This window comes from Rhodospirillum rubrum ATCC 11170, from assembly GCF_000013085.1.
In the GTDB taxonomy this organism is placed as follows: domain Bacteria; phylum Pseudomonadota; class Alphaproteobacteria; order Rhodospirillales; family Rhodospirillaceae; genus Rhodospirillum; species Rhodospirillum rubrum.
Genome location: NC_007643.1, coordinates 80,975 through 101,485, shown reverse-complemented (window position 1 = coordinate 101,485; position 20,511 = coordinate 80,975). Strand labels below are relative to the sequence as shown.

Annotated in this window: 18 protein-coding genes; 5 read left to right on the top strand and 13 right to left on the bottom strand. The window is 65.2% G+C overall.

Annotation, left to right across the window (positions count from 1 at the left end):
• Positions 1-155: 155 nt before the first annotated feature.
• The 5 genes from RRU_RS00440 to RRU_RS00420 form a co-directional block, all read right to left on the bottom strand.
• Positions 156-1,397, bottom strand: coding sequence for an NAD(P)/FAD-dependent oxidoreductase (locus RRU_RS00440; protein ID WP_011387848.1), 1,242 nt, complete (start codon positions 1,395-1,397; stop codon positions 156-158).
• Position 1,398: 1 nt separating this feature from the next.
• A complete protein-coding gene (locus RRU_RS00435) occupies positions 1,399-1,851 on the bottom strand; it encodes a YaiI/YqxD family protein (RefSeq protein WP_011387847.1) in 453 nt (150 codons plus the stop codon).
• A complete protein-coding gene (locus RRU_RS00430; RefSeq protein WP_011387846.1) occupies positions 1,851-3,212 on the bottom strand; it encodes a diguanylate cyclase in 1,362 nt (453 codons plus the stop codon). Before RRU_RS00430 ends, RRU_RS00435 begins: the two co-directional genes overlap by 1 nt.
• Positions 3,213-3,300: 88 nt before the next feature.
• Complete coding sequence (gene pip / locus RRU_RS00425) at positions 3,301-4,257, bottom strand: prolyl aminopeptidase (protein ID WP_011387845.1); 957 nt, start codon at positions 4,255-4,257, stop codon at positions 3,301-3,303.
• Positions 4,258-4,357: 100 nt separating this feature from the next.
• Complete coding sequence (locus RRU_RS00420) at positions 4,358-5,182, bottom strand: thermonuclease family protein (RefSeq protein ID WP_011387844.1); 825 nt, start codon at positions 5,180-5,182, stop codon at positions 4,358-4,360.
• Positions 5,183-5,365: 183 nt separating this feature from the next.
• On the opposite strand from RRU_RS00420, the gene RRU_RS20105 reads away from it, so the two are divergent.
• From RRU_RS20105 to RRU_RS00405, 3 genes are all read left to right on the top strand, one after another.
• On the top strand, positions 5,366-6,445 hold the full coding sequence (locus RRU_RS20105; protein WP_011387843.1) for a methyl-accepting chemotaxis protein: 1,080 nt from the start codon (positions 5,366-5,368) through the stop codon (positions 6,443-6,445).
• A gap of 788 nt (positions 6,446-7,233) precedes the next feature.
• Positions 7,234-8,322: a methyl-accepting chemotaxis protein gene (locus tag RRU_RS20100; protein ID WP_011387842.1), complete on the top strand. Its 1,089-nt coding sequence runs from the start codon at positions 7,234-7,236 to the stop codon at positions 8,320-8,322.
• Positions 8,323-8,605: 283 nt separating this feature from the next.
• The gene (locus RRU_RS00405; RefSeq protein WP_011387841.1) at positions 8,606-9,694 is read left to right on the top strand and encodes a methyl-accepting chemotaxis protein; all 1,089 of its coding nucleotides are present in this window, start codon (positions 8,606-8,608) and stop codon (positions 9,692-9,694) included.
• An 84-nt stretch (positions 9,695-9,778) separates the two neighbouring features.
• Here the strand turns inward: RRU_RS00405 and RRU_RS00400 are convergent, their stop codons facing one another.
• From RRU_RS00400 to RRU_RS00375, 6 genes are all read right to left on the bottom strand, one after another.
• On the bottom strand, positions 9,779-10,276 hold the full coding sequence (locus tag RRU_RS00400) for a CarD family transcriptional regulator (protein WP_011387840.1): 498 nt from the start codon (positions 10,274-10,276) through the stop codon (positions 9,779-9,781).
• Between the two features lie 657 nt (positions 10,277-10,933).
• Positions 10,934-11,272, bottom strand: coding sequence for a ferredoxin FdxA (gene fdxA, locus RRU_RS00395; protein WP_011387838.1), 339 nt, complete (start codon positions 11,270-11,272; stop codon positions 10,934-10,936).
• 177 nt (positions 11,273-11,449) lie between these two features.
• Complete coding sequence (locus RRU_RS00390) at positions 11,450-11,905, bottom strand: TerB family tellurite resistance protein (protein ID WP_011387837.1); 456 nt, start codon at positions 11,903-11,905, stop codon at positions 11,450-11,452.
• A 155-nt stretch (positions 11,906-12,060) separates the two neighbouring features.
• Positions 12,061-12,495, bottom strand: coding sequence for an RNA-binding S4 domain-containing protein (locus tag RRU_RS00385; RefSeq protein ID WP_011387836.1), 435 nt, complete (start codon positions 12,493-12,495; stop codon positions 12,061-12,063).
• Positions 12,492-15,692: a helicase-related protein gene (locus tag RRU_RS00380; RefSeq protein ID WP_011387835.1), complete on the bottom strand. Its 3,201-nt coding sequence runs from the start codon at positions 15,690-15,692 to the stop codon at positions 12,492-12,494. The genes RRU_RS00385 and RRU_RS00380 overlap by 4 nt, the downstream gene beginning before the upstream one ends.
• A 116-nt stretch (positions 15,693-15,808) precedes the next feature.
• Positions 15,809-16,189: an HPF/RaiA family ribosome-associated protein gene (locus RRU_RS00375; RefSeq protein ID WP_011387834.1), complete on the bottom strand. Its 381-nt coding sequence runs from the start codon at positions 16,187-16,189 to the stop codon at positions 15,809-15,811.
• Between the two features lie 412 nt (positions 16,190-16,601).
• On the opposite strand from RRU_RS00375, the gene htpG reads away from it, so the two are divergent.
• The gene (gene htpG / locus RRU_RS00370; protein WP_011387833.1) at positions 16,602-18,482 is read left to right on the top strand and encodes a molecular chaperone HtpG; all 1,881 of its coding nucleotides are present in this window, start codon (positions 16,602-16,604) and stop codon (positions 18,480-18,482) included.
• Positions 18,483-18,583: 101 nt separating this feature from the next.
• On the opposite strand, the gene RRU_RS00365 is transcribed toward htpG, so the two are convergent.
• The gene (locus tag RRU_RS00365) at positions 18,584-18,847 is read right to left on the bottom strand and encodes a hypothetical protein (RefSeq protein WP_011387832.1); all 264 of its coding nucleotides are present in this window, start codon (positions 18,845-18,847) and stop codon (positions 18,584-18,586) included.
• Positions 18,848-19,243: 396 nt separating this feature from the next.
• On the opposite strand from RRU_RS00365, the gene RRU_RS00360 reads away from it, so the two are divergent.
• Entirely contained in the window at positions 19,244-20,170 is a 927-nt protein-coding gene (locus tag RRU_RS00360) for a DMT family transporter (protein WP_162470590.1), read from the top strand.
• Here RRU_RS00360 and RRU_RS00355 read toward each other — a convergent pair.
• A complete protein-coding gene (locus RRU_RS00355; RefSeq protein ID WP_014625863.1) occupies positions 20,167-20,370 on the bottom strand; it encodes a zinc-finger domain-containing protein in 204 nt (67 codons plus the stop codon). The genes RRU_RS00360 and RRU_RS00355 overlap by 4 nt on opposite strands.
• Positions 20,371-20,511 lie beyond the last annotated feature (141 nt).

The window sequence follows — 20,511 nt, the reverse complement described above, 5'->3', positions numbered from 1 at the left end:
ACTGGGCTAGAGCAAATCCCGAGTGATCCGTTCTCGATCACGACGACGATTTGCTTGACTATCAGTGGGTTAGAGCGGTGTACGGGGACCATGTCTCCCGCACACCGCTCTAACCTGGGGCCGCCGGTCCCGCCGACCAAGGGTGGGGCAGGCGTTTATGCGGCCGGGACCCGATCAGCCGCGAGATACCGCGCCACCCCCTGGCCGGCCGCCCGGCCGGTGGCAAGGCAGGCCGTCAACAGGTATCCCCCGGTCGGCGCCTCCCAGTCGAGCATTTCCCCGCAGCAGAACACGCCGGGCAGGGCGCGCAGCATCAACGACGGGCTCAGTTCGGCGAAGGCGACGCCGCCGGCGGTGCTGATCGCCTCGGCCAGCGGCCGGGGCGCGATCAAACGCAGCGGCAGGGCTTTCAAACGGCGGGCGATCGCCGCCGGATCGGCCAGATCCGCCGGCCCCGCCCCCTCGCGCAGCAAGGCGGCCTGAACCGCACCGACGCCGCAGCGCTTGAGATGGGTGGCCAGCGACCGCCCCCCACGCGGCCGGGCCAAGGCCGCCTCGAGGGCGGCCGGGGAATGATCGGGCATCAGATCAAGGATCAGCGTCGCCCCACCGCCGCCGGCGATCGCCTCGCGCAAAGCCGCCGAGAAGGCATAGATCAGCCCGCCTTCGACCCCGGTGCGGGTGAGCACGCATTCGCCGCGCCGATGCTCGCCGGCGAAGGTGGCCACCACCGGCTTGAGCGGCGCCCCGGCGAAGCGATCGGCCAGCACCGCCGACCAGCCGATATCAAAGCCGCAATTGGCCGGACGCAGGGCGCTGACGGCGATCCCCTTGGCCTCCAACACCCCGACCCAGGCGCCATCCGAGCCCAGACGCGGCCAACTCGCCCCGCCCAAGGCGAGAACGGTGGCCGAGGCTTGGATCCGTTGCCGGCCGGTGGGGCCGGTGAAAGCCAGGGCGCCGTCCGCGTCCCAGCCCAGCCAGCGGTGGCGGGGATGGAAGGCGACCCCGGCCCCGTCCAACCGACGCAGCCAGGCGCGCAACAGCGGCGAGGCCTTGAAGGCTTGGGGAAAGACCCGGCCCGAACTGCCGACCACGGTCGGCTGACCAAGATCGGCCAGCCAGCCGCGCAGGGCTTCGGGGGAAAAGGCCCGGATCATCGGCTCCAGCCGCGGCCGACCCGCGCCGTAGCGCTCCAGAAACCGCTCGAGCGGTTCGGAATGGGTGATGTTGAGCCCACCGCGCCCGGCCATCAACAGCTTGCGGCCCAAGCTCGGCATGGCATCGAAGACATCGACGCCAAAGCCGGCCTCGGCGATCCGTTCGGCGGCCATCAGCCCGGCCGGGCCGCCGCCGATCACGGCGACGCGCCCCTCGGCCGTTCCGCGCTCCGCCATCTCAGCGTCCCCGCTTGACGGCCTGGATCGCCTCTTCCAGGGCTTGGAGGAAGCGCGAGCGATCCTTGGGGGCGAAGGAGGCCGGACCGCCCGACACCGCGCCGGCTTCGCGCAGGTCGCGCATCAGATCGCGCATCGACAGCGCCATGCCGATGGAATCCTCGGTAAAGGCCTTGCCGGTGGTGCCGATGGCCTTGGCGCCCTTTTTCAGGCAGCGCGCCGCCAGCGGGATATCGGCGGTGATGCAGATATCGCCCTCGCCGATATGCTCGGCGATCCAATCATCGGCGGCATCGGGGGTGGTCGGCACGATCACCCGGCGCACCCTCGGATCGTTATGGGGCACCGGAACCGGGGCATTGCCAACCACATGCACGATCAGGCGGTGGCGCTCGGCGACCTTGAAGGCCTCGGTCCGCACCGGGCAGGCATCGGCATCGATAAACACCTCCATCACGCGTCTTCGTCCTTCCCGCTACTTTGCCGGCACGATTGCGTCCGCTCGCCCAAGCCCTCGACCACCGTGCAATCACGCCCCGCCGCCTTGGCGTCATAGAGCAAACGGTCGGCGCTGTGGATCATCGTACGCAAGTCGGGGGCGGCGCAGGTGGAAACGCCGATGCTGATGGTCAGCGACAAATCATCCAGTCCGGGAACCGACAGCGGCGATTGGGCGACAGCAGCGCGCAAGCCATCGAAAAAGGTGAAGGCCTGTTCGGGCGACATGTCGGAGACGAACACGCAAAACTCCTCGCCGCCGAAACGGGCAAGGACATCGGACTTCCGCTGGACATGATCGTCCATCACCCGAGCCAGGGCTTCAAGCACCTGATCGCCGACATCATGGCCGAAACGATCGTTTATTTCCTTGAAATGATCGGCATCGATCATCGCCACCACCGGATGACCGCCGACGCGCAAGGTCGCGGCCAGGGCGCGGCTGGCGACATCGAACAGATAGCGGCGGTTGGGCAGTCCGGTCAGCGGATCGATCTGGGCCGAGCGGGCCAGGGCGGCGATATAATCCAAGGTGTCCATGTTCTGGGCGATGCGGCAGAAGAATTCCTCGCGCAGAAAGGGCTTGTTGATGAAATCATTGGCCCCGTACTTGATGAACCGCGCCGAAAGCGGCGCGCTTCCCCCGGTGGACACGCCGATGATCGCCAGAGCGCTGCGCGAATGGGTTTGGCGCACGCGTTTGATCAATTCGAAGCCATCGATTCTGGGCATGTAATAATCGGTGACCATCAGCCGGATATCGGGGTTCGCCGCCAGCAGGGCCAGGGCCTCCTCGCCGTCGACCGCCTCGATGACATTGAAACGATACAGGCGGAGCAGATCGCCGATATAAGCCCGGGCGGTACGGCTGTCATCGACGACGATGGCTTTCTGGTGGGCGTTGCGGCAAAGCCGGCGGACGATCGCCACCAGATAGTCCAGGCTGGCCAGACTATCCTTGGTAACATAATCGATAATGGCGCTAGACAGGACATGCTCGCGCATTTCCTCGCTGAAGGCGCCGGTGAACACCACCGCGGCCAGACCTTTCCCGGTCACATAATCGACGATCTCGCCGTTCGGCGCATCGGGCAGCACCAGATCGATCAGGCAGAGGAATAGATTGGACCCTTCCTCTTCGATGATCAGGGCGGCCTGGGCCAGGGTTTCGGCCTCGATGATCGGAACGCCCAGTTCCTGACCGATCCGCCGGCGCAGGACATGCATAAAGAAGGGCGAATCCTCGACGATCAGGATCTTTCCCGGCGGCGCCTCTTCGATTTCGATGTCGGCATCGCTGCCGGTCAGCAGATCCATAGGGGGGTGCGGTCTGTCGCGGGAGGGAAACGAATCTTCTGACCCTATGACATCCGATTGGCGGTGACCAGCACGATCGCGAGACCGATCAACCCTGACTTTCGGCGAAGCGGCGGGTCGCCTGAACCAGGGCGACGCGCACGCCCGGTTCCAGGGCGCTATGCCCGGCATCGGGGACCATCACCAATTTGCTCCCCGTCCAGACCCGGTGAAGTTCCCAGGCGCTGACCGGCGGACAGACCACGTCGTAGCGGCCCTGGACGATGGTGCAGGGCAGATCGCGAACCCGGTCGATCTCGGTCAGAAGCTGGCCTTCGCGCAGAAAACCGCCATGGCGCATGTAATGGCATTCAAGGCGGGCCAGGGCCAGAGCCGAGCGGCCGTCCCCCTCGTCGCCCGGGCGCGGGCGCAGGCGGGCGCAGGCGTCTTCATAATTCGACCAGACCCGGGCGGCCGCCAGATGGATCGACGGATCGGCATGGGTCAGCCGACGGTAATAGGCCGCCAGCGGATCGGCGCGTTCGTCTTCGGGCAGGAAGTCGAGGAAGGCGCTCGCCGCTTCGGGGAAGAAACGGCCCATGCCGTTGAGAAACCAGTCGACCTCGAAGCCGCGAAACAAAAAAACGCCGCGCAGGATGAAGCCCAGACAGCGCTCGGGATGGGTTTGGCCGTAAGCCAGGGCCAGGGTGCTGCCCCAGGACCCGCCAAACACCAGCCAGCGCTCGACCTCCAGATGCACGCGCAGCCGCTCCATATCGGCGACCAGTTCCTGGGTGGTATTATCGGCGATCTCGGCGAAGGGCCGCGACCGGCCGGCGCCGCGCTGATCGAAAATAATCACCCGGTAGCGCTCCGGGTCGAAATAGCGCCGACAAAACGGCGCCGTTCCCGCCCCGGGCCCGCCATGGACGAAGATCACCGCGATGCCATCGGGATTGCCGCTTTCCTCCCAATGAATCACATGGGGAGGACGCACACGCAGCCGACCGGTGTGGCGCGGCTCGATCGGCGGATAAAGATCGGCAAGGGGATCGGGACTGTTCATGGTGGTTGGATTCGAACAAGCGTGGGGCCTCCGCCGAGGAACGGGCGCGGAGGCGGAAAGGGCGTTTCATCAATATAGGACTTATTACGCCATTCCCACCCTAATTCCCCGGGTATTCCAGGTCCAGGTTCTCCTTTGGCGATAGGAAGGGGGGCCCATCAAGCGGCCCCTCCAGGGCCATCGGATGGGGCAAATCGAGCAGCGGACCATTGCGCCGCGTCACCCAGCCGCGCACCCGCACCCGGCGCCCGGCCCAGGCCAGGGGATCGCGCCCCGTCGCCAGAAGACGGGCCAGCATCGCCTCGGACAGGCTGACCGTGAAATCCGAGCGCCAATCGGCGCCGAAATTCAGATAAATCCGCCGACCGGCCCGGGCGGCGCTGACGATCCGCCCTTCGACCACCTGAAAGCCGTCGCCGGTCGCCGCCAGCGCACCGGGAGGGGGCGAAGCCGCCGACGCCGGCGGCCAAAGCCCACGTCCCGCCCGCCGCGCCCGCTCTTCAAGGGCGAGCAGCGCGCCGCTCAGGGCGCTTTCCCCCTCGCGGATCACGACCCGGGCCAGACCGGCCTCGACCAAGGCGCCCTGGACCCACCGCCCCTCCTCCGTCACCCCATGGGCATGCAGCCGTCCATAGCGATCAGCCAGCGGGCTTTCGCCGTACAGACGAAGGCTATGGCCAACCACCAAAGCGCCCAGGGCCGCCTGGGCCCGGGCGGCGCCCTCGGCTTCCGGCCCGATGATCTCGGCCAGACGCACGACCTGCCCTCCCCGCAGCACCAGCGTTTCGCACCCCCGCACCTCCAGGCCCTCGCCCGTTCCAAGCAACGGCAAGCCTTCGGGAGCGGAGGCGGCGAGGGCGGAAAGAGTCGGTCCAAAGCCCATCAACAGCGCCAAAGCCCGGCACAAGCGGTGAAGAGGGATCACATCTCAAATCCTTTAAAAGGATCAAAATACCCGCAATAGGTGCCCTTTTGGGACTCATAGTCAACCATTGGCCTAAGCGTTTTACTGTGGTAACCAATGATGCGCAAAAGAGGGGCATTTTCGATTCATTGGTCATAAATCAGTCACTTTCTCCAAAAAATGGTCGCTTCAAAGGACTTGGGCATGACTGTCATGGCAACCGCCTCCTCCGTTCCGGCGCCGACCACGGAGGAGACCCTTGACCCCGAACGCATCATCTCTCTGACGGCGGAGGTGCGGACGACGATGATCGAAAAGATCGCCGAAATCCGCGCCGTCACCGGCCGCACCCGGATCCTCGCCCTGAACGCCCTGATCGAAAGCGCCCGCGCCGGGGAGACCGGGAAGGGCTTCGCCGTCGTCGCGGGCGAAGTGAAAGGGGTGTCCGACGAAATCGCCCAGATCGCCGGGACCTTGCAAAGCGAGTTGTCGGCCCGGGTCGAAGCGCTCGAACGGATCGGCCGGGGCATCGTCGATCAGTTGCGGGGCCAAAGGATGGTCGACCTGGCGCTGAACGCCGTGGAACTGATCGACCGCAATCTTTTTGAGCGAACCTGCGACGTGCGCTGGTGGGCGACCGACAGCGCCGTGGTCGACTGCCTAAGCGCGCCGGACGGCCCGGCCAAGGCATTCGCCAGCAAACGCCTTGGGGTGATTCTCGCGGCCTATACCGTCTATCTCGACTTGTGGATCTGCGATGGCGAGGGGCGCGTCATCGCCAGCGGCCGCCCCGATCGCTACCCCGTCCACGGGCAAAGCGTCGCGACGACCGGCTGGTTCCGCGACGCCCTGGCGACGAAAAGCGGCGATGATTACGCCGTCGCCGATATCACCCGGGTCGCTTCGCTCGACGACCAGCCGGTCGCCACCTACGCCGCCGCCATCCGCGAGGGGGGATTGCCCCATGGCCGGGTTCTAGGCGTGCTGGGCGTCCATTTCGATTGGGGCGCCCAGGCCCGCGCCATCGTCGAAGGGGTCCGCCTGCCCGAGGGGGACTCCTGGCGCTCGCGCGCCCTGCTGCTCGACGCCAAGGGCCGGGTCATCGCCGCCTCGGATGGCAAAGGGCTGTTGAGCGAACAGATCCCCCTGAAAACCGAGGGGCGGACCTCGGGCCATTACCGCCTTGGCGATGGCACCCTCATCGGCTTCCACCGCACGCCGGGTTATGAGACCTATGACGGGCTCGGCTGGTATGGCTGCGTCGTTCAATACCCCATCGGGTAATTTCCCCGGTCCCTTTGGCGGCTTTTTTTAAGACAATTGCCTTCCCTCACACGCCCAACGCGATCTTCGCGACGGCTCCATCCGCTAGGGCCAATTTTTATCTCTTCCAGGTCATTCGCCGGACATCTTGTAAAGCCCCAGGAAAAGCGCTCGTAGCAGGGAAATGGGCCCGGGCGGCGCCCCCGGTTGCCGGCCCGATGATTTCCGGCCAGACGCCCCCCCTGACCACCCCGCAGCACCAGTGGTTCGCCCCCCACGCCTCCAGGCCCTCGTCCGTTCCAAGCCATGGCAAACCGTCGGGACCGCAGGCGGAGAGGGATCACAGCCCGACTCCTCTGAGAAACACCCGCAATAGGTGTTCTTCGGCACACCCTGGTCACCCTGCTCGACAGCGCGGCGATCGCCCCTTCCCGGATGGAACGGCGCGCAAACCTAGACTTAAGACTAGAATTTAAAGGGTGCTTATATCACAAAGTTTGAGCTATTATGAGTTCGGCATCAGATACCTTAGGGGGTCGCCCTGACGCCGCCTTTCGCCCGCTTCAAACGGCTTTTCTAAGTAACCTCAGGAAAGCCAGGGGCAGGCTCTTCCTCTACCGATTTGAAGATCAAGCGCGTTCTTCGCTACAGGATTTTCGTTTCAAACCGCGTGCCTAAAAACAATGGCCTTCCGTCACCCACACGGCACCCCCCCGGCAGCCCAGGTGCGGGGGATCCGATCCGAGGAAGCCCTTTTGTTCGTTGCCGAGCCTTTCATGACTCCCCGGTAAAGCCTCAGAGAGAGCGCCATGACCGTCCCCGCGAAAGAAGGCCGTCATCCCTCATCGCCGACGCGCGACCGGGTCGCCCCCGAAACCATCATCGCCTTGATCGCCGACGTGCAATCGGCCACCGCCGGCAAGATTTCCGAGATTCGCGCCGTGACCAGCCGCACCAAGATCTTGGCGCTAAACGCCCTGATCGAAAGCGCCCGCGCCGGGGAAATGGGCCGGGGCTTCGCCGTGGTCGCCAATGAGGTCAAGGGGGTTTCCGACGAGGTGACGCAGATCGCCAGCGCCCTGGAAAACGAACTCTCGAACAAGGTCGCCCTGCTTGATCGCATTGGCCGCGAGATCGTCGATGACCTGCGCCTGCAGCGGGGCCAGCGCCTGATTGATCTGGCGCTGAACGCCGTGGAGCTGATCGACCGCAATCTTTTTGAGCGAACCTGCGACGTGCGCTGGTGGGCGACCGAGAACGCCGTGGTCGATTGTCTGGCCTTGCCCAGAGCCGAAACCCGCGCTTTCGCCGCCCGCCGGCTGGCCGTCATCCTCGGCGCCTATACCGTCTATCTTGATCTGTGGATCTGTGATGGCGAAGGGCGGGTGATCGCCAGCGGCCGGCCCGAACGCTACCGGACCGAGGGGCAAAACGTGGCCGGCGAGCGCTGGTTCCAAGAGGCCATGGCCAGCGAAAACGGCGAGGACTACAGCCTTGCTGATATCGCCGTCAATCGGGTACTCGGCGGCCAGCCGGTCGCCACCTATGGCGCCGCCATCCGCGAGGGGGACCACAACGATGGTCGGCTGCTGGGCGTTCTGGGCGTCCATTTCGACTGGACCCCACAAGCGCGCACTATCGTCGAGGGCGTGCGCTTCACCGAAGGCGAGGCGGCGCGCTCGCGCGCCCTGTTGCTCGACGCCACCATGCGCGTCATCGCCGCCTCCGATGGTAAAGGCCTGCTTAGCGAGCGCTTCGTCCTGAAAACCGACGGCCGGGCCTCGGGATATTATCAGCTGAGCGACGGCACCCAGGTCGGCTTCCACCGCACGCCGGGCTATGAAACCTACAAGGGATTGGGCTGGTACGGCTGCGTCATCCAGCACCCGGAAACCTGATCGCCACGCCCCATAAGCCAACGGAGGCCCTCTTGGGTGACGGCCGTCTCGTCGGCTTGCACCGCACGCCGGGTTAGGAAACCCATGGTGGGCTTGGTTGGCATGGTCGCGTCGTTCGCTACCCCATCGGGAATTCCCCCGGTCCCTTTGGCGGCTTTCTTATGACAATTGTCTTCCCTCACACGCCCGGCGTGATATTTGCGAAGGGTCCACCCGATGAAGCTAATTTTAGTTTATTCCAGATCATTCGCCGAACTCCCTGTAAAGCCTTAGAGAAAGCGCCATGACCGTCCCCGTGAAAACCAGCGGAACCCCGCCCTCGCCGACGCGAGACCGGGTCGATCCCGAAACAATCATCGCCCTGACCGCTGACGTTCAATCGGCCACCGCCGGCAAGATTTCCGAGATTCGCGCCGTGACCGGCCGCACCAGGATCCTGGCCTTGAACGCCCTGATCGAAAGCGCCCGCGCCGGGGAAATGGGCCGGGGCTTCGCCGTGGTCGCCAATGAGGTGAAGGGGGTTTCCGACGAGGTGACGCAGATCGCCAGCGCCCTGGAAAGCGAGTTATCAACCAAGGTCGCCCTGCTCGACCGCATCGGCCGCGAGATCGTCGATGACCTGCGCCTGCAGCGGGGCCAGCGTCTGGTCGATCTGGCGTTGAACGCCGTCGAGCTGATCGACCGCAATCTCTATGAGCGGACCTGCGACGTGCGCTGGTGGGCGACCGACAGCGCCGTGGTCGCCTGCCTAGAGCAGCCCGCAGCCGAAACCCGGGCTTTCGCCAGCCAACGGCTGGCCGTCATCCTCGCCGCCTATACCGTCTATCTCGATTTGTGGATCTGTGATGCCGAGGGGCGGGTGGTCGCCGGCGGCCGGCCCGAACGCTACCGGACCGAGGGGCAAAGCGTGGCCGGCGAGCGCTGGTTCCAGGACGCCATGGCCAGCGCAAGCGGCGACGACTACAGCCTTGCCGATATCGCCCCCAATCGGGCGCTCGACGGCCAGCCGGTCGCCACCTATGGCGCCGCCATCCGCGAAAGGGGACGGGGCGATGGCCGGATATTGGGCGTGCTCGGCATCCATTTCGACTGGGGCCCGCAGGCCCGCGCCATCGTCGAGGGCGTGCGCTTCACCGAAGGCGAAGCGGCGCGTTCGCGCGCCCTGTTGCTCGACGCCGACATGCGCGTCATCGCCGCCTCCGATGGTAAAGGCCTGCTTAGCGAGCGCTTCGCCCTGAAAACCGAGGGCCGGGCCGCGGGGCATTACCGACAGGGCGATGGCGCCCTGGTCGGCTTCCACCGCACGCCAGGCTATGAAACCTACAAGGGGTTGGGCTGGTACGGCTGCGTCCTCCAGCAGCCGGAAGCCTGATCGCCTCGCTCCATAAGACAACGGAGGCCCTCTGAAACGACGACCTCCGTTGAAACCGGCGACAACGATCAAGGCGACCGTCGATCAGGCGGCGCTTAGCAGCTTTTCGACCTTCTGGGTGGCGGTCGAGGCGTCGATATCCTCGATCGCGGCCAGTTCGCAGGTCAGACGCTCCAGCGCCAGTTCATAGATCTGACGTTCGGAATAGGACTGCTCGGGCTGGGTGGCGTTGCGGTGAAGATCGCGCACCACTTCGGCGATGGAAACCGGATCGCCGGAATTGATCTTGGCTTCGTATTCCTGGGCGCGGCGGCTCCACATGGTGCGCTTGACGCGGGCCTTGCCGCGCAGGGTCACCAGGGCCGATTCCATGACTTTCTTGGTCGACAGGCGGCGCAGACCCGATTCGCGCACCTTGGGCATGGGGATCCGCAATTTCATGCGTTCGCGCTCGAAGCCGATAACCAGAAGTTCCAGGTCGTAACCGCCGATAACCTGTTTCTCGATGTCCAGGACCTGACCCACGCCATGGGTGGGATAAACAACAAAATCGCCGGTTTCATACTGTAGCTGGTTGGACATATCTGTTACTTCTCTCCGTTCTTGAACCCGGCGACTACGATCATTCCGACTGCCCGCTGCCGCATTTCCGAGCGCCCCGATACACTTCCCCGGCGTTTCAACAACGCCCGAGCGCCATTATCCGGAAATAAAGGGAAACCCTTCCACGTTCCGCGCTGCCTTGCCCCCACAGACTCAAAACCGGATCGCCTGATCTCCGGCCCAAGCACTGTCCCCAGAATTCCGCCCGAAAAGACGCTTTATACTCTGGTCCACACAAACTTTATGCTCTAACCTACAACCCTCAGGATCAGCGTCACCGGAAGAAACAACTCCTCCTCCCCCGCACCCCGATCAAGTCGCCCCCCCAAGGATCGGGGGCGTTCCCATCGCGAACGACGCAGAGCGGTCCATGGACGACCGGCGCCCATGACACGAGGTGATTGTCCCATTCCGCCGCAAGGTCGATCCGTCCTTTGGCGGCTTCGACGGTCGGCTTGAGCGCCCGGACCTGCCAGACGCGCGCGCCACAGCCTGCGACGCAAAAGAAATCCGTCACGCTACTGTGCGACGGACTCGAGATTGATATCACAGTTTGGTCAAAAGTGACAGATCAAAGTAACCAAGTCCGCCGTCGGCGCCGTCAAGCGGCGCCGACCAAGACTGGAAGGGCGTTGCTCAAACCGTTCCTTTACCAGGATTTTCGCTGAGCAAGCCGGTCTTGTCGGGCTTGTCCTTCCAGTCATCGGCATCGGCCAAAGCCGGGCCCTTACGGGTGATATTGGGCCAGAGATCGGCAAATTTGCGATTAATTTCAAGCCATTTTCCCGCAATAGCTTCCGAATCGGGGAAAATCGCCTCGGCAGGGCATTCCGGTTCGCAGACGCCGCAGTCAATGCACTCATCGGGATTGATGACCAGGAAATTCTCCCCTTCGTAGAAGCAGTCCACCGGACAGACTTCCACGCAATCCTGATACTTACACTTGATGCAGTTCTCGGTGACGACGTAGGGCATGACTTCAGGCTCCGTCTTTTGCCATGCATGGCAGGACCGACGCCCTTTCCAGGACCGGCGGTCGTGGGTCTATCAAAATGGGAGCGCGCGGAAAACGCGAAAGGCGGCTTTCCGGCGGCGTCCCGGGCGCGTCCCGAGCCGGACCGGGGTCAGCGGAACCAGCGATCTGGGGTCATATCATTCCCGACCAAGCTTCGCCAGCACGCGTTTACGGGCGGCGCCGCTGTCCACATCGTCGACATAGAGCAGACCGGCGACCCGGCGCATCAGATTGGCTTCCAGGTGATCAAGCACGCCGTCGACATAGGCGACCTCCCACAGCATCTCGATCACCTCGATCCGCTCGTCGTAATCGAAGCCGTCTTTCAGGGCGCGCGAGGATCCATACCAGTCGACCGCCTCCTGATGCATCGCCACGCCCTCGTCGATCAGGGCCTCGGCCACCGCGTCGTCAAGGCCGAAGCGACCGGCCAGCAGGCTCCGCGCCCGCGCCCGTTCGTCGGCATCGAACACGCCATCGGCGTATCCGGTCTCGACCAGCAAAAAGGCCAGGGCCCGCTGAAGGGTCTGCGGAGTCGTGGCCCGCTGGCCCGCCTCGTCGGTCGACAAAAGGGAACGCAACTTATCGAACATACCCACTCCGCTTTGGAAAAAAGCCCCGGGCCGCAGGTCCGGTCCGGGCCGGAGTCCTGATGGTGAAGCACATCGTCGCCGCGCCCTGGTTCAGATCGCTTGGGGTTTGCCTTAGCTGGGCTCCGCGCCGCCCGGCATCAAGCCCGAAAAGCGGCCTACTCGTCCTCGGCCCGCCAGCGATCAAGGGCGCGGCGATCCTTTTTGGTCGGCCGCCCGCCGCCGCTTGGTCGCGACAGCCCTTCCATCGTCGGATCGCCCAGACGTTCGGCGGGCTCGGGCTCGTCATAAAGGGTTCTGGCTTCGGGGGCCGGCCCCCGCCGCGCCCCGGCCGCGCGCACCACCACCGTTCGGCGCAGCGGGCCAAGGACCAGGGTCAGGCGGTCCCCCGGCCGCACCAGGGTGGCCGCCTTGACCAGCGACTCCCCCTCGCGCTTCACATGGCCGGCGGCGCATAGGGTTTGGGCCAGACCGCGCGTTTTGCAGAAGCGGGCGTACCACAGCCACTTATCGATCCGCTGCGAAAGCGGGCTATCGATCCCTGGCGATAGCCCGCCCGCCCCGTCTCCGGCTCCGATGCCGGCCTTGCTCATCGACCCATCAGTTCCCTTAGCTTGGCAAAGGGACTATCGGGGTTGATCTCCGAGCGCGCCGGTCGCGGACCGCTGCTGTAAGCGGTGGTCGAGGCGCCACCGCCCCCCTTGCCATCGCCTTTGTAGCCGCCCCCCTTGCCCGATCCGCGACGGGGCTCGCGCGACGCCTTGTCGCGTCCCTCGCCGTCCCGGGGCGGACGATCGCCCGCCGTGTGGGGTCTGGCCTTGCGCTCCTGGGCGGGATCCCCGGCCGAAGCCGCTTCGCCGGCGGGACGCGCCGCCGCGGGCCCACGCCCGCGGCCGCCCTGGGACCGCCCGGGCGCCTGGCCGGCGCCATGGGCATGGCCATGACCGTGGCTGACCTTGCGCCGACGCGGCCGCAAGAACAGCGCCCCGGCTTCCAGCCGCACCCCATAGCCAAGGGCGGTCAGCACGCCAACGCCCTCCTCGGCGCCGATGCCCAGCGGCGGCAGCATATCGGGAGGCAGGTGAACCTCACCCTCGCGCGCCTGGGGCGGCTCGGGCTTGGCCGGACGACCCGTCGGGCCGGCGGCCGCCGTTGCCTCTTCCCCGCCCTCGCCGGCCCGATCCGCCTCGACGGCGGCTTCGGGGGCGGCTTCGGCGGCGGCTTCAGGAGCTTCCGTCGGCTCGGCGCTCGCCTCGGTCGAGGGACCCTCGACGGCGGCGACCGCGACGGCCGGGGTGTCGATGGGCGCGTTACCCGGGGTTTCCGGCGCGGCATCGACGACGGACGTCGGCGTCGTGGCATCGACGACGGACGTCGGCGTCGTGGCATCGACGACAGGCGTCGGCGTCGCGGCATCACCGCCCGCGCCGGCCGAGTCGGCGGCCGTTTCGGGCGCGGCCTCCGCCGGGGTCGCCGACACGTCCGCGGGCTTGCCCTTGGCCGGCAAGGCGTCGCGCACCAACCGGCGCACATCGGCGGCGAAGCGTTCGATCATATCCACCCGCACGGCGGTATCGCCAACCACGCGATAACCGATGGCATGGTAGAACGCATGCGGAACACGCTTGTCCACCGGGAACGACACCCGGCCATCGGCGGGAACGTCGCCGCCATGACGGCCGGCATCGATCCGCCACAGAACCGCCAGCAGGCGCTGGGGATCGGGCTTGAGCAAATCGGGCATGAACAGGCATTCGACGCCAAGGCGCACCCCGGCGCGGGCCAGGGCCTTGCGGTCGGCTTCCGAAAGCGCCCGCACCTGTCCGTCCACATGCTCATTGGCCGCCGAGCGCGACAGCGTGCCCAGATTTTCCGCCAGCTGGAAAGCCAACCCGCGCGCCGCGCCTTTAAGCGGGGCGAGATCAAGGGCGAACAGCGGCTTCAGACGCGTGCCCAGGTGATGCTTCACCCAAGCCTCAAGGCGGGTTTTCACCGCCTCGGCCTGGGCCGCGTCGAGCAGGCTTTCGGCGGGCAGGGTCACCAGCGGCCGCAGCACCTCGGGCCCCTTCTCAAGCCGGGCAACCGGCGCACCCCGCCACAGCAGTTGGCCGGCGGGATCAAGGGAGAAGACCGGATCGTCGTCAGCAGCCAGACGTTGAACCCGCTCGCCGATTTCCCGGCGCAGCGCCTTTTGGGCGGCGTTGAGGACGGCCTTGTCCCCCTCGCGCCCACCCGTGGCCTCGGCATGGAAGGTCAACCCTTCCAACCGGCCCACATCGTGGCCTTCCACATTCACACGGCCATCGGTGGCCGCCACATCAGCGTCGAGCATCGCGCGTTCTCCCAGACGACGCATGAGGGTCGCGGTTCGTCTATCGACAAACCGCTGAGTCAGCTTTTCGTGCAGAGCATCGGACAAACGGTCCTCTATGGCCCGCGTCGCCTCCTGCCAATACCCCGGGTCGCCAAGCCAGTCCCCTTGGTGGGACACATAGGTCCATACCCGTATTCCGGCTATGCGATCAACCAGAGCATGGATGTCGCCGTCGTTTCGGTCCATGCGTTTCGCATGTCCGGCGACAAAATCATCGGGTAATCGTCGATTTCCGGCGGTTAAATGGCGAAAAATCTGTCCAAGCAGCCGGACATGGGTCTCGGCGCGCAGTTTGCGGAAATCGGGAATCCGGCACACGTCCCACAGCAGCCCCACTTTTTGCGGGCCGACGGCGGCCTGGGCGATCTCGGGATCCTGGGCCAGAATCTCCAGGGCCTGCTGGTCCTCGGCCCGTCTTGGCCGCATCAGCCCCTCGTCGGGGGGCGCGGCGCCCAGCGACTTCAGCAAGGCCTCGACCGAGCGGAAATCAAGCCGGGGATTGCGCCAGAAGATCTGGCGCAGGGGGGCGAAGGCATGGGTTTCCACCCGGGCGACCGTATCCTCGGCGATCGGCCCGGCATCGCCGGTGACGCCGAAGGTGCCATCGTTCATATGGCGCCCGGCGCGGCCGGCGATCTGGGCGACCTCCTGGGCGCTCAATCCGCGCTGGCCCTGGCCGTCGAATTTCGACAGGGCGGCAAAGGCCACATGGTCGACATCCATGTTCAGCCCCATGCCGATGGCATCGGTGGCCACCAGATAATCCACTTCGCCCGATTGATAGAGCGCGACCTGGGCGTTGCGGGTGCGCGGCGACAGGGCGCCCATCACCACCGCCGCCCCGCCGCGCTGGCGCCGCACCAGCTCGGCGATGGCGTAGACGTCATCGGCCGAAAAGGCGACCACCGCCGAACGCGGGGGCAACCGCGTCAGCTTGCGATGGCCGTTATAGGTCAGTTGCGAGAAACGGGGCCGGGTGTCGAACTGGCAGCCGGGCACCAGCTTGCGGATCAGCGGCGCCATGGTCTCGGCGCCAAGGAACATGGTTTCCTCGCGCCCCCGGGCGTTGAGCAGGCGTTCGGTGAACAGGTGGCCGCGTTCGGGATCGCCGCACAGCTGGATCTCGTCGATCGCCAGGAAATCGACCCGGCGGTCGATCGGCATGCTTTCAACGGTGCAGATGAAATAACTGGGGCGGGGGGGAAGGATCTTTTCCTCGCCGGTGACCAAGGCCACCCGGGAGGCGCCAACCCGGCGCACGGCCTTGTCGTAATTCTCGCGGGCGAGAAGCCGTAAGGGAAAGCCGATCATCCCCGAGGCATGGCCAAGCATGCGCTCCATCGCGAGATGGGTCTTGCCCGTATTGGTCGGGCCGAGAACGGCGGTGATGCGGGTCGGTGTGCCTGGGTCCGTCATGACAGGCACACCCTCCCGCGCGCGGTCCGAAATTACAAGTGCGCGTTTCGGCCCGCAGCCTCGGCGTAATCAACCGACCCCCGGAGATCCCCCCGAAAGGGCCGGAGCGCCCGCGCCTACTCGGGCATCACCTTGGCTTCGACCTTTTGTTCGGCCCTCTTGCGCTCGGCGATATCACGGAGTTGACGCTCCATGGATTCGAAAGCATCGCGCAAGGCGATGCCCACGTCCTCATGGGCTTTCAGGTCGGCATCCTTTCCATGAGAGCTGACGGCGTTCAGGTCTTCGCCCGGTACCGAAACCTGAACGGAGATAAGGAACGGCTCACCGCGCTTATGAACATGCGAGGTATTTTTATGGTGCATTTCCACAACCACCCGGCAGGCGGTTATGTTTTTATGAAACTGCTCCAGCTTGGCGGCTTTTTCACGAATTCTTTCTTCCACGGCGTCGGAGTGATCGATACCGCGAAAAACGATCTGCACGGGAATTTGCATGGAGCTCTCCCTGGAAATCCCAGCTAAAGGCAACCCCGCCCGCCAAGACGTTGCTTCCGAGACGCCAAGCCCCCGACCCCGGAAGGGGGCGGCCGGCCGTTGGTCCTCGTCGGGCAAGAGCCTTGGGCGGGGTCCACCCAAGCGTAACTGGACGGACGGGACGAGTGTTCCACGAGAGGATGGAGGTTGTCTCCCTTTTTCGCGTTCGTCGCTGTTTTACTTATAAAAATGCCGCCCGAAACAACCGGCGGGTCAACCGCGAAACCGCCCGTTCCCGTAGTGGGCGCCCTTCGTGTCTTGCACTCGACGGCTGTCTGCCTCATATGTCTCGCCGCCGGGGTCAAGCGGGGTAATCTCGCGAAAGGCCCGCATCAGGCAAGCTCGACATCAGCAAGCAGGGATTGAACCGGCCATGTCCGAGGAAACGCTCTCCTTCCAGGCGGAGGTCTCCAAACTTCTCGATATCGTCGTCCATTCGCTTTACTCCGACCGCAAGATCTTCCTCAGGGAATTGATCTCGAACGCCTCGGACGCCTGCGACAAGCTGCGTTATGAAGGGCTGACCCAGCCGGCCCTGCTCGAGGGCGACGGCGCGTTCCGCATTCGGCTGTCGATCGACGCCGAGGCCGGCACCCTGACCATCGCCGATAACGGCATCGGCATGAACCGCCACGAATTGATCGAGAACCTGGGCACCATCGCCCGCTCGGGCACCCAGGCCTTCGCCGAGGCCCTGAAGGCCAAAAGCCAGGCGGCGAGCGGCGATGTCTCGCTGATCGGCCAGTTCGGCGTCGGCTTCTATTCCGCCTTCATGGTCGCCGATAAGGTCGAGGTGGTCACCCGGCGTGCCGGCGAGGCCCAGGGCTGGCGCTGGAGTTCGGACGGCAAGGGCAGCTTTTCGGTCAGCGAGGTCGAGGGCGCGGGCCGTGGCGCGGCGATCACCCTTCATCTGCGCGAGGACGCCCGCGATTTCCTTGACGAGCACCGCCTGCGCGAGATCGTCAAGACCTACTCCGACCACATCGCCATTCCGGTGGATTACGCCGGCAAGGAGGGCGAGCCCGAGCGGCTGAACGAGGCCAGCGCCCTGTGGACGCGGCCGCGCGACCAGATCACCGACGAGCAATACGCCGAGTTCTATCACCATGTCGCCCATGGCTTCGAAACGCCCTGGCACACCCTTCACTACCGGGCCGAAGGCAAGCTTGAATACACCGCCTTGCTGTTCGTTCCCGGCCAGCAGCCCTTCGACCTGTTCACCCAGGACCGCAAGCCCCGGGTGAAGCTGTATGTCAACCGGGTGTTCATCACCGATGACTGCGAAGAGCTTCTGCCGTCCTATCTGCGCTTCGTGCGCGGCGTGGTCGATTCCTCGGATCTGCCGCTCAACGTCAGCCGCGAAATGCTCCAGGACGACCCGCGCCTGCGCAAGATCAAGGGCGGCCTGACCAAGCGTCTGATCGATGATCTGGCCAAGCGCGCCCGCGACGATGAAAGCGCCTATCTGACCTTCTGGGAAAACTTCGGCGCCGTCCTCAAGGAAGGCATCTACGAGGATTTCGAGCGCAAGGAGGATCTGGTCGCCCTCGCCCGCTTCCGCACCACCGCCTCCGACACCCCGGTGTCTCTTGAAACGGTGATCGGCCGGATGAAGGAAGGCCAGTCGGCGCTCTATTACATCACCGGCGACGACGCGACCGCCCTGGCGCGCAGCCCGCAGGTCGAAGGCTTCGTGGCCCGCGGCGTCGAGGTGCTGTTGCTGACCGATCCCATCGATGAATTCTGGGTCAGCGCCGTGCCCAAGGTCGGCGACACCGCCTTGAAGGCGGTCGCCCAAGGATCGGCCGATCTGGAACGGCTGGCGCTGATCGACGGCAAGCAGCCCCCCGATGACGCCGAGCACGCCCCGGCCGAGACCGCCAAGATGGACGCCTTGATCGCGGCGATGAAGGCCGCCCTGGGCACGGCGGTGGCCGACGTGCGGGTGTCCGCCCGCCTGACCGATAGCCCGGTCTGCCTTGTCGCCAAGGAAGGGGCGATGAGCCTGCATCTGCAAAAGCTGCTGCGTCAGGCCAATCAGGGCAGCGAGCTGTCGGGCGACCGGGTGCTCGAGATCAATCCGCGCCACGCCTTGGTCAAAACCCTGGCCGAGCGCGCCGCGACCGGCGGCAGCGTTGACGAAGCCGCCCTGCTGCTGATGGATCAGGCGCGCATTCTGGAAGGCGAGGCTCCGGCCGATGCCATCGCCTTCGCCCGCCGCCTGACCGAGGTGATGGGTAAGGGCCTGATCTAAGCCTGCCACCGACCAGACGACAAAAACCCCGCCCTCCGATCATCGGGGGGCGGGGTGCGTGTCACTCAGCGTCGATCGTCAAAAAAATTATCCGGCCAGGGTCACCCGGCGAGGCGCACCCGGGCGTGGTCGATCAGGGCCGACAGAATCTCGTCGCCGACACCGTCGCTGCTCATCATCGAGCGCATCAGATCGTCTTGGAGAAGATCGCTGATCAAGGGCTCCTCGTCCCAGGCATAGGGCCCGGTGATAAAAGGATCGGGACAGGTACGGGAGAACGACGACGAAAGTCCCTCCTTGGCGGACACCCTGTGCGGCATCGAAAGCAGATCGTCCCGTCGCTTACGCAGTGCTGCCGTGGTCATGTGCTCGTCTCCCATCTTACCCAGAAATCGGTTCGTCACCTGCCGCGCTTTGGCGCCCTACCCGACGGGCCATCGCGCGATCCCCCTTTGACCCAGGGGCCCTTTTTTGACCGGGCGCTCTCTCCCGGATAGTGTCGTTCCCGCCGCGCGGACGAATGTCCTAGTCGGCGAGTCTGCGATCGAGCCGTTTTCCAGTCCGCCACCGGCTCCGCTGGAGCCCTGGGGCGGATCTCTGGCCATCCTATTTTCTATATGATGTCACCGATCCCCGAGGGGAAGACCCTTGACCACCGACTTGTAGCGAGAAAATATTAACTCTGATCGCAAATGAATTGCAAACCTCCAAATGGTGTTGACAAGTCTGCTCAACCCCTACTGGACAACCCGGTCCTTCTCATGACATCTCTCCCAACCGGCCTCCCCGCTGTGGGCGCCCGGCGTGACAATCCCTTGGCCGCCATTGGGTTTATCGTATTGGCGATGGCGCTGTTCGCCATCATGGATACTCTGGCCAAGCTGCTGAGCGCCGGTCAGCCGATCCTGCTGATCGTGCTGTTCCGCTCGCTCGGCGCCCTGATCGTGCTGACCCCGGTCTTTCTCCGCCAGCCCGCCAGCCACCGCCGGCTGATTCAGCCGCGGCTGCTGGCGCTGCGCGTGGTGCTGGGAACGACGGCGGTCACCTTGTTCTTCATGGCCATCGCCAAGATGTCGCTGGCCGATGTGGCGGCGATCAATTTCTCCTCGCCGCTCATGGTCACCCTATTGTCGATCGTTCTGCTCAAGGAACGGGTCGGCCCCCGGCGCTGGTTGGCCCTGCTGGTCGGCTTCGCCGGCGTTCTGGTGATCTTGCGCCCCGGCGGCGGGGTGCTCTCGCAGTACGCCCTCTTCGCCGTCGGCGGCACCTTGTGTTATGCGGTGCTGATGATCATTCTGCGGCTGCAGGGCCAGATCATGACCAGCGCCACCAGTTCCTTCTGGTTCACGCTGTTCTCGCCGCTGCTGGTCCTGCCGGCGATGCCGGCGGTATGGGTGACGCCCGACCCGGGCGATCTGGCGATGTTGCTGATTTTGGGGATGGTCGGCGGGCTGGCGATGCTCAGCATGACCCAGGCCATGCGCCTCGCCCCGGCCTCCACCGTCGCCCCATTTGATTACAGTTATCTGATCTGGGCGGTGGCGGCGGGCTGGTTCCTGTTTGGCGACTTGCCCTCGCCCTCGTCGCTGATGGGATTGCCGCTGATCATCGGCAGCGGGCTTTACATCCTCCACCGCGAAACCATCGTCAACCGTCGGCCCAAGGTCCTTGAGGCCGAAGCCCCTTAATGGGCCGGCGCGGCGGTCAGCGCCTGGGGGCTGGCGACATAAGAGCGCGAGCAATAGGGACAGCAGACCTTGCCGATCGCCGGTTTGATGTGCAGATAAATAGCGGGGTGGCCGAGCGCCCCGCCACCGCCGTCGCAGACGACCGTCAAAGACTCGACGGTCACGGTTTCCGTGACCGGAAAAGTGGGCTCGTGGGACATCGGTGCTCCCTTTCGTTCGGGGGGTCTGACGCGGCGAGCCGAACGCCTTAAGTCGGGCCGTCGCCCTCCGCGGACCCGGATGATACCCCTTGCGATGGTCGGCGCAACGCTAAAACACAGGCCCGCCGCCGGTCGCCAACC

Excerpts from the sequence above, each read along its gene's own strand:
- RRU_RS00380 (WP_011387835.1), bottom strand. The coding sequence starts at position 15,692 with ATGACGGACCCAGGCACACCGACCCGCATCACCGCCGTTCTCGGCCCG.
- RRU_RS00375 (WP_011387834.1), bottom strand. The coding sequence starts at position 16,189 with ATGCAAATTCCCGTGCAGATCGTTTTTCGCGGTATCGATCACTCCGAC.
- RRU_RS20105 (WP_011387843.1), top strand. The coding sequence starts at position 5,366 with ATGACTGTCATGGCAACCGCCTCCTCCGTTCCGGCGCCGACCACGGAG.
- fdxA (WP_011387838.1), bottom strand. The coding sequence starts at position 11,272 with ATGCCCTACGTCGTCACCGAGAACTGCATCAAGTGTAAGTATCAGGAT.
- RRU_RS00355 (WP_014625863.1), bottom strand. The coding sequence starts at position 20,370 with ATGTCCCACGAGCCCACTTTTCCGGTCACGGAAACCGTGACCGTCGAG.
- RRU_RS00435 (WP_011387847.1), bottom strand. The coding sequence starts at position 1,851 with ATGGAGGTGTTTATCGATGCCGATGCCTGCCCGGTGCGGACCGAGGCC.
- RRU_RS00360 (WP_162470590.1), top strand. The coding sequence starts at position 19,244 with ATGACATCTCTCCCAACCGGCCTCCCCGCTGTGGGCGCCCGGCGTGAC.
- RRU_RS00385 (WP_011387836.1), bottom strand. The coding sequence starts at position 12,495 with ATGAGCAAGGCCGGCATCGGAGCCGGAGACGGGGCGGGCGGGCTATCG.
- RRU_RS00390 (WP_011387837.1), bottom strand. The coding sequence starts at position 11,905 with ATGTTCGATAAGTTGCGTTCCCTTTTGTCGACCGACGAGGCGGGCCAG.
- RRU_RS00400 (WP_011387840.1), bottom strand. The coding sequence starts at position 10,276 with ATGTCCAACCAGCTACAGTATGAAACCGGCGATTTTGTTGTTTATCCC.
- htpG (WP_011387833.1), top strand. The coding sequence starts at position 16,602 with ATGTCCGAGGAAACGCTCTCCTTCCAGGCGGAGGTCTCCAAACTTCTC.
- RRU_RS00405 (WP_011387841.1), top strand. The coding sequence starts at position 8,606 with ATGACCGTCCCCGTGAAAACCAGCGGAACCCCGCCCTCGCCGACGCGA.
- RRU_RS00430 (WP_011387846.1), bottom strand. The coding sequence starts at position 3,212 with ATGGATCTGCTGACCGGCAGCGATGCCGACATCGAAATCGAAGAGGCG.
- RRU_RS00365 (WP_011387832.1), bottom strand. The coding sequence starts at position 18,847 with ATGACCACGGCAGCACTGCGTAAGCGACGGGACGATCTGCTTTCGATG.
- RRU_RS00440 (WP_011387848.1), bottom strand. The coding sequence starts at position 1,397 with ATGGCGGAGCGCGGAACGGCCGAGGGGCGCGTCGCCGTGATCGGCGGC.
- RRU_RS20100 (WP_011387842.1), top strand. The coding sequence starts at position 7,234 with ATGACCGTCCCCGCGAAAGAAGGCCGTCATCCCTCATCGCCGACGCGC.
- pip (WP_011387845.1), bottom strand. The coding sequence starts at position 4,257 with ATGAACAGTCCCGATCCCCTTGCCGATCTTTATCCGCCGATCGAGCCG.